The following is a 14,508-nucleotide window of genomic DNA, read 5'->3' on the forward strand; positions in this document are numbered from 1 at the left end:
TGGAACATTTGGGGTACCAAGTTGCAATTCCCGATCGACCGCTCTGTTGCGGGCGCGCACTCTATGACTGGGGAATGATCGATTCGGCAAAGCCGCCTCTGGCGCACGACCTTCTCCGCACTTGAGGCCGATATCCAGGTGGGAACTCCTGTGGTGGCGCTCGAGCCTGCCTGCATCAGCGCTTTTGCCGACGAGCTGCCGAATCTGTTTCCTGGCAGCGAGGCGGCCGCGCGACTGCGCGGCCAGGCAAGCTTCTTCTCGGATTTTCTTGTGAAAGCATCGGACGAGGACCAGATTTCGTGCCGGCCATTGGACAGGCAGGTTCTGGTGCAGGTACATTGCCATCATCATGCGATCGTCGGATATCATTCCGAACGTCAGCTTCTCGAGCGCCTCGGCATCGTAGTCGACGTGCTGCCTTCCGGCTGCTGCGGCATGGCCGGTGCGTTCGGGTTCGAGCAAGACAAGTACGAGCTTTCGATGAAACTTGCTGAACGCGTGCTGCTTCCGCGCGTGCGCACTGCGCCGCCTGATACGATCGTGCTCGCGAACGGCTTCAGCTGCCGTGAACAGATTGAGCAGGGAGCAGGTGTCGAAACAATGCACGTTGCCGAGCTGCTATCGCTGGCGCACCGTGAGACGAATGCCGGCAGGTAAACGTTTGCGTCCGGAACCAGCGAAGCTTCCAAGGAGGTAACCTGCTGAAAGAACGGCAGCAAGTGCGCAGCCCACGGCCATGCCGCGCGCAATCGGTCCTGGGACCGCAATCAGCCGCGTCGAGGCTTCGCCACCGAATGATCCCCTCTGCTTGTGCAAGGCCCGTACCGGCTCATAAAGGTTGTCTTCGCGAGCGGTTGAAACTGGCAGATCGCGCTGTTGCCCCTCGATGGCGCGGCGTGCGAGCAACCGGTCAAAGAACGCAGGTACCAGCACGTTGCCGAGGATTGTTGCGAGCGTCGAGCCACCCAGCCAGTACTCACGAACCGGTCGGCGGGCGACCACGAGGACTTTCTCCGCAATCGCCTCGGGTTGGTAGACGGGTGGCATTGGCCGAGGCTGCTTGTCCATGTGCGTCCGAGCCCAGTCGAACTGCGGCGTGTTGACAGCCGGCAGCTCGACGATGGTCAAACGTATGTTGCTTTTCTCGTAAATCAGTTCGGATCTGAGGGAGTCGGTGAATCCGCGAATGGCGTGCTTTGCTCCGCAATAGGCCGATTGCAGCGGAATCCCGCGGTAGGCCAGCGCGGAGCCTATCTGGATGATCACGCCTTTGTTGCGGGGACGCATTGACCGGAGCGCGGCCATCGTGCCGTGCACGAAACCAAGATAGGTAACTTCGGTGACCCGACGGTACTCCCCCGGGGTGATCGTCGCGACCGGTGAAAACACCGTTAGCATCGCATCGTTGACCCAGAAGTCGATCGGTCCGCACTCCTGCTCGATGCGTTCCGCTGCGTGGAACACCGCATCCGCATCGGCAACGTCGGCGGATACCGCGAGTGCGGTCCCCCCGATCGATTCGATTTCGGCGCGGAGGCCTTCAAGGGCCGACATATCGCGTGCGATTAGGCCGATCGCTGCGCGACTGCCCGACCGACGCCCGCAGACGCCCCGGTTACCACCGCTGTTTTATCCCTGAAGGGTTGTTTGTGTGCGTGTGCCATCCGCTGAGCTTCCACTTCGCTAGCTCGGTCCGGTCACAAACGACGGTGAAAGCGGTACGATTCTAAGATGCTTCACCACCTTGGCTCTGGAGGTCGAACTGGCTAATTGGGCAAGTCCGGGATGGAAGCCTCGTTCCTTTACATTCACGGTTCGCTCTCACGGCAGCGTGATGCGTGCAAGGTCCGCTCTGCCAGCCTTTTGGGGCCTAGCCCGTGTGGCCTTGACAATCAGCCGTCGATGTCCCTCTTCCCGAGATCGGAGCCAGATCTCCCGGCTTCCTTCAGCTTGTGTCGGATTACCGCATTTAGCTCCGCGCCCGCCAGAACGGCATATGCACCGAGCCAGAACCAGAGCAATAGCACGACCACAGCGCCGATCGAGCCGTACGTCTTGTCGTAGCTTGCGAACTGACCGACGTACTTTGAAAACGCAATCGAGCCCGCGATCCACAGCAATGTGGCGAATATGGCGCCCGCACTGGACCACCCCCAGCGGGGATCGCTCCGGGCCGGCCCGAAATGATAGATCACGGCGATGGCGGCCACAATCAAGAGAGCCAGAATCGGCCATCGGACAAGCGAAATGGCGCTTTCGATCGTCGGCGACAGTGGCAGAACCTCGATAAGAGCCGGCAGTACGGCAACGAGAACGACCCCGATCATGCCAAGCAGAATCAGAAATGCGGTAAGCAGGAGCGCTGCAATGTTGTATCTGATTATGCCTCTTTCCTCCGCTTCGTCGAACGCGATGTTCAGGGCGACCATCATTGTTCCGGTTGCGTTTCGCGCGATCCACAATGAGATCGCGAGGCTAACGAAAAGCCCCAGCCCGAAACTGGACCGCGGGCCCTTCAAGAGCGAGTCAAGCCAACTTGACAGCAGTGACAGGGCCTCGTCCGGCATCACTCCCTGCAAATTGGAAAGCTGCGTACGAACCACATTTGGGTCCGCAATTAGCCCGTAAAGAGAAATCAGGGCTGACAATGCCGGAAAGACGGAGAGGAGCGCGTAGAATGCGACAGCAGCAGCTAGGACAGAAACCCTATCCTTGCTCAGCTTTTCAAAGAACGCCCTGGCGGTTGGCCACCACGAACGCATGATGACGTCAATCCGACTGTTGCAACGAACACCCTCCGATGCCACGCAGCAGCGCTGTCAAGAATTGTCGCTGCCGAGCACACGTGCCGAAGCAAGCTGATCTGACGAGGTTCGTACGAAACCGTACGTCCATTCGTCCTGAAGCTCGTCGGCTAGCTCAGCGCTAACCTGCAGCGCCGCTCATGGTTGCGTGGTAGCAACCCCCTCGCATGAAGAATCGTTGCTGGTCCGAGTGCGGGGGAAGTTTCTGCGTCGAGCGGAAGGAGAGCGCTATGAAAGACATACTGGTTGTTGCCACCGGCGGAACGAACGATGAGACGCGGCTGGCGACCGCGGCGGCGTTCGCGAAGCACTTCGAGGCCGAGCTGACCGTTGCAGCGATAAATGAGCTTCCTGATATGCAGTATTATGCTCCCCAGGCGGCCGTTGCACTGCCTCCCGCGGCTATGCTGCTCGGGGATGAGTTTCTGAAGCAGGGCCGCGAGCTGCGCTCACAGACGGAGCAGCGGCTGATGAGACTGGCGCCGTCCGCATCGGTGGTTCTTCTGGAAGAGCTTCGAACAATCGCGGGAGAATCGATTGCCAAGATGTCTCGTCTGAAGGACTTGTTCGTTACAACGAAGCCGACGGATGCGACCGGCTCCGAGCTGATCGGTGTGGTTCTCGACAAGGTTCTTCTGGAGGGTATTTGCGGGGTACTTTGCCTGCCGGACGGAGTTGTCTGCTCGCCAGCGACAAACCATGCGACGATTGCGTGGAACGGAAGCCGCGAAGCAGCACGGGCCGTACAGGTCGCCCTGCCGATACTGAAGGAGGCAAGCAGGGTCACTGCGCTGCTGGTCGATCAGCCGGCTCGCGGCGCGGGCGAGTCGGTGCAGTCCGGTGACGACCTGCTGGCACGGCTCAGCCACTATGGAATCGACGCTGACCTGGTGAGTGTGGCCAGCAAGGAAATGAACACTGCTCAGGCAATCGCGGCCGAGGTCGATCAACTGGATGCAGACTTGCTGGTGATGGGAGCGCAGGCCCAAGGCGGCTTTCGTCAATGGTTCCTGAGCAGCGTGTCGCGCGAGCTTCTGACAGATTTAAGACGGCCTCTGTTGCTTGCTCACTAAGCGCGCCGGCGACTAAGGTGTCAGGGCCGGCGTGTCATCACGGGGGCTCCGACCCGAGATAGTGCCTCAACGGACATTGGCTGAACCTTGTCCAGCTCGCTCTTTTTCTCGGCGGATCTGCCTACCTCATGGCCCTAAAGGGAGGTGTTCCTCCGCTGCTGAAGTTTGCTTTTGAACCTCCTCCGAATGGAGTGGACATCTGTAGTAGGCTCGGAGAGCCAAGGAGGTGTCACATGGAAGGACGTCCACGCCGATCGTTTACGGAAGACTACAAGCGCCAGGCCGCTGAACTGGTCGGGTCGAGCGGCCGATGGCTTAACCTACGATAACAGATCGTCCTCTCCGACTACCTCTATAGCGTAAGAAAAGATATGTTCTGGTGCCATCGAATTGCCGGCTCGTCGCCAAATTGCTCAGGGTGCGCGGCTGACTGGTTTCGCCGATGAGCGTCGAAATCTTGCACGAGCAGGCGCGAAACTGGACGTCGGAACCTTGTCCTGCGTCTTCGACCACGAGACGTAATAGGCGACGGCAGTCATGATGACGATTCCGACGAGACTGACGATGATCTGTGCCAACACCGAGCCAGAACTCAGCACGAGGACAAAATGCGCGACGAACGATAGAAAGATCCCGACACAAAATACCGCAAGAGATTGCTGGCCGCACTTGATAACCGGCGAGAAGATTCGCCATTGAAGTCCGGACCAGTCTCTCGACATCAGCCGGACCACCAAGTAGGCCAGAGCAACGAAATGTACGAAACGGTACGGAGCAAGGTTGGTCTTGTCGTTCGGATTGAAGTAATCCACTAGCCAGCCAGGGAACAAATATCCAAAGTTCGGGAACCGGCCAGCCATCGTCATTAGCAGTGCAAAGAACAGGTAGGCGACTGCCAGATGGGGGAGAACCTGGGATTTTCCGAGGTAGCGGAATTCATTGGTCCCACCCAGCGCACACCATGAGCCAAACACAAACAAGAGTTGCCAGGCAAATGGATTAAAATACCAGCCGCCCGTCGGGTATGCGGACAGGTTCCACCCGAAATGTCGGGCTGCAAGATATAGCAGGAGAGAACCGAGCATCGTCAGACTTGGTTTGCGTAGCATCAGCCACAGGATCGGCGGGAAGAATGCCATCAGCATGATGTAGAGCGGCAGCACATCCATGTTCAATGGCTTGAACCTGAGAAGCAGACCCTGCAACAGCGCCTGAATCGGACTGGTAACCAGACCGGCGATATTGAACTCATGGATCAGTCCGAAGGTGTGAAATCTTCGTGCGATGAAGCCTATTGCTGCGACGTAGATCACGAACAGGATGATGTGGGCGCTGTAAAGCTGACCGACGCGCTTGAACAGGCGGGTCGCGCCGACAACAAAGCCGCGGTGAAGCATTATTCGGGCGTAAACGAAGGAAGTCGTATAGCCGGAAATGAAGACGAATAGGTCGGCAGCGTCGCTGAACCCGTAGTTTCGGATGGTAATCCACTGCATCACATTCTGAGGAATGTGGTCCAGAAAGATTGCCCAAAGTGCCGCGCCTCGAAGCAGATCGAGACGAAGGTCGCGATAGTTTTGTAAAGGGGACTCCATGGCCTTTTTGGCGACCTGTCCTGCGTGTTGCTAAACGCACTGTTCGACATTAATCAGAATGTTTGTCTGTTTGCGAGAGTCGTCCTTTCGCGACCTCCCGCTTCGGGTTCGTCCGTCAACCAGCCAAAGCAGCACTGGCCAGCGGCATACCCCATATTAATAAGCCAGCTCCCACAACACGGGTAAGCATGCGGCCTCCCGGAATTAACTTTTCCTGCAGTACAAACATCGTCAGCAGAGATATCCACAATACGTTCATGACGCCACCGACGAACAGCAGAGCCATTAGCGCCCAACAGCAGTCGACGCAGTAAAGTCCGTGACGCAAGCCGAGACACCATGATCCAAGCAGTGTGCGTTGAAGTCCACCGTGATCTTGAATGAAGATGAGAGGGACTGGCAATAGCTCAGGCAGGCCTGCTTTAACGGTGTCCATTGAAAGAGCCCGGTGGCGATCAGCACAAACCGTTCGCGCCCCAACAAGGCGCAAAGGCTACCGTGCACTACTACGGCCAACTGCTCATTCACCACAATTGCTCATTCAATGGCCTCAGGCTCAGCTTGCGCGAGAAGATGCCTTGACGATGTCACACCGGCACCGACCGGAAGCTGCAGGACGGTTGCGAGTTGTCCGACAGCCAGCTTTGTCAGCAAGACGACTCTGCCGTTCGCAAACTCGAGTGCATCGTGGTGCCGATTGGCATTGTCTAGATTGATTTGTCTAAACCGCGCCAGTCGACTGCCGACGTTTTTGAAAAGGAATAGTCCATCGTATATGACGTCACAGTCGAACACGAGTTCGGTGCCTGGGCACAGACAAACCGCGACATTTGGATCATCAGTTCTGGCAAAACCTCGCGTTGCTGTAGAGTCGAAGTTGCTTGAGATCAATTGTTCGCCGATCTTCGCTGGTCGCGAGGCGATCGCATGCAGGCTATAGTCGCACATGATACGGCCCTTTGGCTATTCGATGCCCCACAGCTCGCAACGCACGTTCAGAGCCTTGGTTGCATATTGAGCCGAGGAGATCCCTGCGACGACAGAGCGGCCGTGCGGATGGTCCAGGCAGCAGTGTTGCTCTATTTGACGTGGACATACTTCGCGCCATCTTCTATTTAGTGCGGGCGTCGAGATCTATCTAAGAATCGTGTAGCGCGAGTGCGGCGCCATCGTCGAAAAATCTCTAGTCGGTTCGCGATATTCCGTACGAAAGGGAACATAGGGCGTTCACCCTCTGAGATCAGTACACTGGGACGCGCGCGGACGGTCATCGAAGCCTTGCATCGGTATCACGCTAACGCGAATTTTTCGTTGAGTTGACTTCATGCGGCCGTCCGGTTTCACACCACTGATCAAGCGCCAATTAGAACCATTCGGATGAAATCACGGTGCAGCGCCAGTGCAGTCTTGTCCTTGACCACCGTCTCAAGGATAATTCGTCGGCAACTACGGAAAACATGTCCGCAAGACCGTCGAAATCAACGCTGGCTCCTGGAGATGTTGCAGGCAAGCATCCTGTCTCAATGTTAGTGCAGGAGATGGTTGCGGCGAAGTGACGCGCGGATTTGGTACGGCATCGCCCCGAACTTCGCCGGCTGGCAGCTTCGTCAGAGGAAGGAGGGAAAGTCGCGAAATCGCTGGAACGCAAACCTCGTGGCCAGGTTTCGCGGTGTGTCGCCGGGTCGAAAGGGCGCGCTTCCGGCGCTTTGTTCGCGCAATCCCCGTAACGGCCAGTGTGGTTCAGACTCGCAATTGCCGATCTCTTTGGTTACCCGCGATCGTGAGTTCGTTGCTACTTTAGGTCGACGCGAGTCCCAACGTAGGATGCTGCCACGGCGGTATTGATCTCGAAAACCTTTGGAGTGTTCCGCGATGCCGACGAGGTGCGCCAGCCAAAGCTGGTCTGCTTGCGATTTTTGAAGAATGGTCCCTGAAAGACCAGAGTAGGTGTTTGAAGAATTCTCCGCGAGATTATTGCGAGCTTGGAACGCGCAACTAGTTGAGGTGTCTCTCTCCGGGGATCGTGGTATTCCCGCCGAGTGTCTCGCGGATCCACAGTTTCTGCACCAGCACCATGATGACGACCGTAAGGGGCGCAGCGAGAATGACGCCGAGCATGCCGCCTAGCGCGCCGAGAGCCGAGATCCCAAGCAAAATGAGCGCTGGCGGTATCTCCACTGCACGCTTCTGAATCATCGGAGTGATGAAGTTGCCCTCGAGCTGTTGAATGACGAGAACGGCGCCCACAGTCCACAGCACGACGCGAAGATCCTGCGTTAACGCGAACAAGACTGCCGGCACGGCGCCGATAATCGGGCCGATCAAAGGAATGAAGTTCGTCGCTCCTGCAATTGCTCCAAGACCCACGGGCGAAGGCAATCCAATGGCCCAGAAGGCAAGCCCGCACAGCAGGCCAACCAGTGTCATGGAAACCAGCTGGCCGAGAAACCAAAGCCGAAGTGCTGAGGCTGAAAGGTCCAGCGCGTCTCCAATGCGATCGTGCTGTTCTGGGGGGAACAGCTTGATCGTGCCGCGACGGTAAAGGCTCGGGTCCGCCGCAAGATAGATTGCTACAACCGTGACCAGTACAAGATCCGCCACGACGCCAAGCGCGGTGTAGCCGACGCGCGCAGCTCTCGACAACAGTTGGCCGCTGCCTTCGGCGGAAACGGTCTCCTGAAGCTGCGCGAAGGCGTCTGCAATGCCGAATCTCGCGCCTGCGGCATTGATCGCACCCGGAAGCTGACCGAAGACACCCGATATTTGGCCGATTATCTGCGCTCCGAATACGCTGAGCAGGGCGCCGACGATTGCGGCCAGTGACACGCAGCTCAGGGCAAGTGCCCAGCCCGGTGAAAGCAGGCTGTATCTTGCCACCACCCCGGCAAGTCCCCCGAGCAGGACTGCCAGCAGAACGGCGGCGAAGAAAAGGATGAACAAGGCGGCGATCTTCCACGCCAAGTATGCGATCGAGACGACTGCCAGCGTGATAAGTACGCGGCGAAGGAAAATCCAGTCGGAGGCCAGGGCGTACCTCACAGGGCGTACCTCATATCGTGACTCGGTTGCCGGTTTCCGGCTCGTCGCACGTCAGAGCAAGAGAGCAAATCCCCAATCGAAGCTCTACCCGCAACCGACGGGATTGGTCCTCCCTCGTGCGCCTCTTGACCGATTGCCTAACCCGCCGCTCGGAAGGAGGCGAGGATCTCAAAGCCATCGGTGGCTTAGTCCGGCGCCGCTCCTTACCTGCATACTGCCCCTTCCTGCCTAAGGGCAGAACCATGCTGGTCCGATCGCGACGCAGCCGCGCCCTCGCCAATCCCACGGGCGGGTGCTGTAACGGCGCCATCCTGGAGGTGCATGTCGGTAGCGATGGCCACCGCGCCACTCGCCTCGTGAGTCCCAGTGGCGACGCATGTGCCTTCGGTCCCGTCGATCACGGCCATCGCGCCAGTCGCGGTCTCTTTCGAATTGCGCCTGAATGAGTCCAGGATCGGAAATCTGCAGCCGGGGTGAGCCGGGAAGGGCCGCAGCAAAGGAGGTGCTACCCAGTGTTACTGCAAGGGCGAATGCCAACGTATGTAACCGCACTTTCATGTTGATCTCCTCAATTCCTTGTCGTTGAGGAACTGCGTCATTGAGGAACCGCGGTGCGTCGTGCTCGTTCCTCAAGACGTCGGCAAATAGATGGTCTGCGCCTCAGGCTTTGTTGTCCGCTGCCTCCTTGCGTAGCGACCGAGCAGGGTTGGTTTCTCCGGGAACTCATCTTCAACCCGACTTGTACGTGATGTCGTAGTTTGGCTCGATTGACTGACGATGCGTACGCCTTCGAACCGACAATTGATTTAAAAGTCCCACATCGCCGCCGACCGGATGGAACATCATGTTTCGCCGCTGGTTTCCTGCACGAAAACGTGTGGAGATCAGCCATGCTGTCGAGTGCATTTCATCGATTGATCGTCCCCTTCGTGGTTATTTTCGGCCTTGCGGCTCTTGTTGCCATTGCGCCGCGTGACGCGAAGGCGCAGCAGGTCACGATCTCCGCCGAGTTCAGGACGGCACTCGATCCGCATGGCTCCTGGAAGCAGCACAAGCGTTGGGGAGAGGTCTGGATCCCGTCCAACCGTCCGCCGGATTGGCGGCCCTATACGGTCGGCAGATGGGTCTACACCAATGACTATGGCTGGTATTGGCGCACAGCCGATCGTGAAGCCGCATGGGGTGAGATCGTCTATCACTACGGACGCTGGGCGCTCGATGCGGATCTTGGGTGGGTATGGGTACCCGGCGACATTTGGGGGCCTGCCTGGGTGAGCTGGAGGCGCGGAGAGGCCCGCGAAGGCCAGCATCGGCATGTGGTCGGCTGGGCGCCGCTGCCGCCGGATGAGGTGGTCGTCGAGATCCGTGACGAGCCCCGCTATTGGGTGTTCGTGCCGGCGCGCGCCATTGCCGCAGCGGATGTCATCGTCGATGTCGTGCTTCCGCCACAGCCGGTATTGCTCCAGAGGACTGTCATCGTTCACCGCACCATTGTTGTGCGGAAGCGAGGTGCAACCTTTGCGGTGAGCGCAGGCGTTCGACCAGACTACGTGGCGTTCGCCTACGGACGACCGATCCCCTCCTATAGCCTGCGTCCGCGTGCGCTGGCCGGCACGATGGCACCGCCAAACGCCGTAACCGTCCGGGCCGAGCAGTTCCGCGAGGCTCGACAGGGCCAGAAGGCGGCGCGCATCGCTGGCGAACTGCGGCAGGCCCGGCAAATCGAGCCATCGCGCTCGATCGCACCCCCGCAGGCGTTGGGCGAGGGGGCCGCGATCAAGTCCGAAAACTTGCCGCGCGCCGCCCAAGGCGCGGAGATGGTCTCGGCGCCAGCACGGGCCTCTCAATCGCGATCGCAACCAGATGCGGGCGCAGCGCAGCAGGGGGCCGGACAGGCTCGGGAGCGCACCAAGCAGGATCAGGCGCAGCCGCCGCGCGGAACGGAGAAAGATGCCGCCGAGGACGCGACGAAGGATGCGAGACAGCCACAGAAGGATGCAGAAAAGGACGCCCGGCAGCTGGAGAAGAGCACGCGCGACGAGCGGCAGCAGCAGCGCGAGGCCGGCAAGGACGAGGATAAGCAACGGCAGCAGGATGCAAAGGAGCAGCGCGAACGTCAGAAGGGGGCAGAGAAGGGTCGCGACTCGCGGCCGCAAAAGGGCGCAGAGAAGGATGCCTCACGGCAGCCGCAGAAGGATACATCCGACGAGCGTCAGCGCTCGCAGAGGCGCGAGGCCGACAAGGACGCCGACAGAACGAAGGATGCAAGGGAAGAGGGCGAGCGTCGGCCGCAGAAGGACGCCGAGCGGTCCCGTCAAAAGGAGGATGCTGACGAGAGGCAGCGTCAGCGGCAAACGGGTGCGGACAGAGATTCCCGGCAGGAACGACAGAAGGAGGCGATTCAGCAACGCGAGCGCCAGCCGCAGAAGGGTCCCGAGGACATCGAACGGCAACGGGAACGGCAGAAGGGCGCAGAGCGAGACGCCGGCAGGCAACGCGGCGCCGGAAGCGAGCCGGCGCGGCCGTCGCGAGAGAGGCCGCCTGCGACGGTCGGCAGGTCGGTGCCAGGCGGTCCGCCGGAGCCAGGTGGCCCGAAGGGCGAAGGCCGTAGATAATCGATGTTGCGCCGGTCCGCTCCGTCCGGGCCGGCGCCTTGTTCTGGAAGGTGCTGCAAGTGAGCGATCCTGCGAAAGCACTGGATTCCGTCTGGTCGCTTTGTCTCGCGTCCGCCACCTCCGTGGGGCCGGCCAACATCTGGGCCGCATGGAGCCTCGCACCGGTCGTGACGATTCCGCTGGTTTTGTTCGCCGCACTCTATGCCGCGGGCGCGTTACGGCGTGCCAGAGATCCGCATGAGCCAAGCGCGCTCGCGCATGAGGCGACGGCCGCCACAGCGGCCGTGACCCTGCTCGCGATTGCGCTTGTCAGCCCGCTCTGCCGGCTTTCGGCCGCGCTCGCCTCGGTCCACATGATTCAGCACGTCGTTCTTGTCGCACTCGCACCGCCGCTCATTGTCCTCGCGTCTCCGGTGCGGACGGTCGGAGTCGGAATGCTCGGATCCGCGCAAATGATATCAACGGGCGGCTGGCGTGAGCTTCTTTGGAATCGGCCGCTGCGGGCTGCCGGCGCATACGGCATCCTGATCTGGTTCTGGCACGTACCCGCGGCGTACGAGTTAGCCCTGATCAGCGCGAGCTGGCATCTGGCCTATCTGGGCTCTCTGATTGTCGCGAGTCTCTGGTTCTGGACCTGCATGCTTCGTGCAACGTCGATTGGCGCAGTTGCGCTGGCTCTGCTGGTGACCATGGTTCACACGGGTCTGCTCGGAGCGCTGCTGACGTTCGCCCCGTGGCCGCTGTATCCCATTATGGGCAGAGGCGCGATGGTGTTCGGATTCTCACCGATCGAGGATCAACAGCTGGCGGGCCTCATCATGTGGGTGCCTATGGGGATGATCTACCTGCTCAGCGCGCTCGTGATTGTCAGCCGCGGATTGTTCGCTCCGTCGCCCGAGCACTCGCCAGCGACGGCGCGAAGCGATCGCTGACCTGCGGGGCAGACCTGCGGCCGCCTCAATCTTGAATAGAGAAACCTGACGCCGGCCGCGAACGGCAGAAGCGCGGCAACGGCATCGTAGCCCATTGGCAGGAGTTTTGTTCTCCCGCACCAGCTGGCGACCAGAAAGATTGCTGTCAGGATGATTCCGAGCGTTGCGGCAACCGCTTCAAATCGACCCCTTGAAAGCATACGGCAGATGCTCAGCGATAGGGCGCAAATTAGGCGCCGAGCGGATTCCGAGCAATCGTTCAGATATGAGCGCCTCGCAAGAGATAGGCTAAGTAGTGCCTATGGTAACACAGCCACGCCAGAGTGTCGGCGCTGCCATGCCGCGATCGACGACCCAGACGCATCCCAGCATGCCATGCCGGGCCTCCATGGTCGCCACCCGACGCGTCATTGGAGTACTTGCTACCGCTGCCTTTGCTGCAAAAGGCTACCGCCTCTGCAGTGCCTGTGGCGAAACAGCATTCTTGCGTGGGATCGCGCCTCTGCGGCCTGCCCGGAACGTTTGTCGTGTTCAAAGGCCAGTTGGTGCGACCGCTTCCCCTGCAAGGTCGGTAAGCAAACCTTGCGAAAACTGCGTCGGCGCGGCGCTCAGGCCTCCTTGTGCGGCCCTGGCGCTGGGCTGTCTGAGAGTCACTTGATCGACTTGGCCGCCTTCACTCTCTCACGAGAGGTAGAACGAGAGCTGGAGCCAGTGCCCGTTGTGGCGATTTGCGCCATCAAGCAATTCCAACGCCACCGGAAGCTCCATGCGCAGCAAGCACGAAGCCCCCGGGTGGGGAATCGCTTGGAAGCCGTCAGCCTTTCACGTGCTCCTGCCAGTACTGTTCAGCGCGCTCACGCTGTTGCTGGAACAGGCTGTGGTCGCCAATGCGACCAGTGTTGACCGTTGGCGCTTGTTCCATCACCTGATCGCGGACGTTGAGAACGAACAGGTTTAAATCAGGTGTCGCTCGCAGTGCCTGCCATGGCACGATAACGTGATTCTCTCCGAACCCGAGAAAGCCGCCGCGGGCGACGATAACATGGGAAATCTGGCCAGACTGCGGATCCACGACCACGTCGTGAATGCTGCCGAGACGTTTGTCCTGTGTGTTTCGCAGCTGAGTGCCGGTCACATCATCGATGCTGATGGCCCGCTCGAGTTCTTTGACAGGTTGCGCAGCTACAATGCGTTCTTGGCGCCAGCTGGTTACGCGGCCTGGGTCAACCCCGGCCTGCCGTAGTTCTCCCACGTAATTGGTGTACAGATCGCGCAACTCGGCGACCACGCGTGCGCAACCTTCCTGGTCGCCGCGGTGTGCCAACACATTTGCTGCGGAGTAGAGAAATCGGATTTGGTAACGCGGAGAGTCGATGCCGAAGCGCGCCTCTGGACCCCAGGGTCGCGTCGCATTTGCGCGCGGTGGCGGTGCCGTGGGGGCAGCGCCCGTAGTCGCGCCGTCTGTGCGGTACGGGCCGGCGTACCCTCCCCAACGGCTTCCCCATCCGGTGAGCCAATATCCGTCCGCCTCCATCTGATCGTTCAACGACTGCAGGTCGCGCAAGCACTGCTGCGCAAGCGGCTGTTGCGGCGTCCCTGCTTGTTGCTGCTGCTGTGACCTTGAGGGTTGCTGTTGCGTCTGCTGTGTTGATTGCCCTTGCCCTGTCGTCGGAGAACTCTGCGCGACGGCGGCTCCCGCGAGCAGTGCGCCGACCGTAGTCCCGGCAAGTAGTCTCGTTGCTAACCTCATACTATATCTCCTTGGCTTGGCACGCGCACAACTCGCGGTGTGAAGTTCACCCGGCAACAAGGCGCGGCTTTGCGGATGCGGCGCTCTCACCGCCGCTAATTTGAAGACAAAGATGTCGAAGGTTCTTCGTTTCAGAGTTGGCGGCGCGCGTGAACAAAATGCCGCCAAAGAACCGCAGACGCGGCTTGTATTGGCCTGCCAGTCTAACTGCCAAATCGCGGCGAGACCTTCGGTGCAGCGCTCGCGGTGCTGGCTGACATCATCACCCTTCTTCCGCTGCACGTGCGTCGCTCATCAAGCGTGCACACCTGTCGTAAAGGCGCAAGCATCGACTGAAGTTCCTCGCAACGCATTGCTTAGATGAGGTGTGAAACGACTGCGGCTGGATCTTGCCAGGATGCTTGGCGAACTACCGCGCCTTGTACCCGACGGCATCTTTGGCGAGGTGCGTACGCTTCCGGACTGACATAAAAATTCTTAGATTTAACTCTTGAGCCGCTGCCGGTCAAAAGGAGCACAGAGGCGCGATGACGTTCGGATTCTCGCCGATCGAGGATCAACAGCTGGCGGGCCTCATCATGTGGGTGCCTATGGGGATGATCTACCTGCTCAGCGCGCTCGTGATTGTCAGCCGCGGATTGTTCGCTCCGTCGCTCGAGCAGTCGTCAGCGACGGCGCGAAGCGCTCGCTGACCTGCGGG

12 protein-coding genes are annotated in these 14,508 nt (G+C 59.8%); 5 read left to right on the forward strand and 7 right to left on the reverse strand.

The window, feature by feature from the left end; genetic code table 11:
* Positions 1-153: 153 nt before the first annotated feature.
* Complete coding sequence (locus tag LMTR13_RS41675) at positions 154-657, forward strand: (Fe-S)-binding protein (RefSeq protein WP_197521085.1); 504 nt, start codon at positions 154-156, stop codon at positions 655-657.
* On the opposite strand, the gene LMTR13_RS12595 is transcribed toward LMTR13_RS41675, so the two are convergent.
* Complete coding sequence (locus LMTR13_RS12595; protein WP_418219771.1) at positions 619-1,554, reverse strand: SDR family oxidoreductase; 936 nt, start codon at positions 1,552-1,554, stop codon at positions 619-621. The genes LMTR13_RS41675 and LMTR13_RS12595 overlap by 39 nt on opposite strands.
* A 338-nt stretch (positions 1,555-1,892) precedes the next feature.
* Positions 1,893-2,807, reverse strand: coding sequence for a YihY/virulence factor BrkB family protein (locus LMTR13_RS12600; protein ID WP_156795594.1), 915 nt, complete (start codon positions 2,805-2,807; stop codon positions 1,893-1,895).
* A gap of 227 nt (positions 2,808-3,034) precedes the next feature.
* Here LMTR13_RS12600 and LMTR13_RS12605 point away from each other — a divergent pair, with 227 nt between their 5' ends.
* A complete protein-coding gene (locus tag LMTR13_RS12605; protein ID WP_065728159.1) occupies positions 3,035-3,877 on the forward strand; it encodes a universal stress protein in 843 nt (280 codons plus the stop codon).
* Positions 3,878-4,290: 413 nt separating this feature from the next.
* On the opposite strand, the gene LMTR13_RS12610 is transcribed toward LMTR13_RS12605, so the two are convergent.
* The 4 genes from LMTR13_RS12610 to LMTR13_RS12625 form a co-directional block, all read right to left on the reverse strand.
* Positions 4,291-5,472, reverse strand: coding sequence for an OpgC domain-containing protein (locus LMTR13_RS12610; protein ID WP_065728160.1), 1,182 nt, complete (start codon positions 5,470-5,472; stop codon positions 4,291-4,293).
* 115 nt (positions 5,473-5,587) lie between these two features.
* Positions 5,588-5,908 (reverse strand): DUF2182 domain-containing protein, encoded by a 321-nt coding sequence (locus LMTR13_RS39160; RefSeq protein ID WP_335622080.1) that lies wholly within the window; start codon positions 5,906-5,908, stop codon positions 5,588-5,590.
* A 101-nt stretch (positions 5,909-6,009) separates the two neighbouring features.
* Complete coding sequence (locus LMTR13_RS12620) at positions 6,010-6,420, reverse strand: hypothetical protein (protein ID WP_065728162.1); 411 nt, start codon at positions 6,418-6,420, stop codon at positions 6,010-6,012.
* Between the two features lie 1,047 nt (positions 6,421-7,467).
* Positions 7,468-8,511 carry an AI-2E family transporter gene (locus LMTR13_RS12625; RefSeq protein WP_065728163.1) on the reverse strand — a complete coding sequence of 348 codons (1,044 nt, stop codon included), beginning with the start codon at positions 8,509-8,511 and terminating at the stop codon, positions 7,468-7,470.
* Between the two features lie 890 nt (positions 8,512-9,401).
* On the opposite strand from LMTR13_RS12625, the gene LMTR13_RS12635 reads away from it, so the two are divergent.
* Entirely contained in the window at positions 9,402-11,126 is a 1,725-nt protein-coding gene (locus LMTR13_RS12635; protein WP_065728165.1) for a DUF6600 domain-containing protein, read from the forward strand.
* A gap of 59 nt (positions 11,127-11,185) precedes the next feature.
* Entirely contained in the window at positions 11,186-12,058 is an 873-nt protein-coding gene (locus LMTR13_RS12640) for a cytochrome c oxidase assembly protein (protein WP_197521086.1), read from the forward strand.
* A gap of 814 nt (positions 12,059-12,872) precedes the next feature.
* Here the strand turns inward: LMTR13_RS12640 and LMTR13_RS39165 are convergent.
* Positions 12,873-14,090, reverse strand: coding sequence for a PRC-barrel domain-containing protein (locus LMTR13_RS39165; RefSeq protein ID WP_156795595.1), 1,218 nt, complete (start codon positions 14,088-14,090; stop codon positions 12,873-12,875).
* 245 nt (positions 14,091-14,335) lie between these two features.
* On the opposite strand from LMTR13_RS39165, the gene LMTR13_RS40680 reads away from it, so the two are divergent.
* Positions 14,336-14,500: a cytochrome c oxidase assembly protein gene (locus LMTR13_RS40680; protein WP_156795596.1), complete on the forward strand. Its 165-nt coding sequence runs from the start codon at positions 14,336-14,338 to the stop codon at positions 14,498-14,500.
* The last annotated feature ends 8 nt before the right edge of the window (positions 14,501-14,508 follow it).

It is taken from the genome of Bradyrhizobium icense (assembly GCF_001693385.1).
In the GTDB taxonomy this organism is placed as follows: Bacteria; Pseudomonadota; Alphaproteobacteria; order Rhizobiales; family Xanthobacteraceae; genus Bradyrhizobium; species Bradyrhizobium icense.

Bases quoted from the DNA above. Each gene is read 5' to 3' on its own strand.
- LMTR13_RS12605 (WP_065728159.1), top strand. From the start codon at position 3,035: ATGAAAGACATACTGGTTGTTGCCACCGGCGGAACGAACGATGAGACG.
- LMTR13_RS40680 (WP_156795596.1), top strand. From the start codon at position 14,336: ATGACGTTCGGATTCTCGCCGATCGAGGATCAACAGCTGGCGGGCCTC.
- LMTR13_RS12595 (WP_418219771.1), bottom strand. From the start codon at position 1,554: ATGTCGGCCCTTGAAGGCCTCCGCGCCGAAATCGAATCGATCGGGGGG.
- LMTR13_RS12620 (WP_065728162.1), bottom strand. From the start codon at position 6,420: ATGTGCGACTATAGCCTGCATGCGATCGCCTCGCGACCAGCGAAGATC.
- LMTR13_RS12610 (WP_065728160.1), bottom strand. From the start codon at position 5,472: ATGGAGTCCCCTTTACAAAACTATCGCGACCTTCGTCTCGATCTGCTT.
- LMTR13_RS39160 (WP_335622080.1), bottom strand. From the start codon at position 5,908: ATGGACACCGTTAAAGCAGGCCTGCCTGAGCTATTGCCAGTCCCTCTC.
- LMTR13_RS12635 (WP_065728165.1), top strand. From the start codon at position 9,402: ATGCTGTCGAGTGCATTTCATCGATTGATCGTCCCCTTCGTGGTTATT.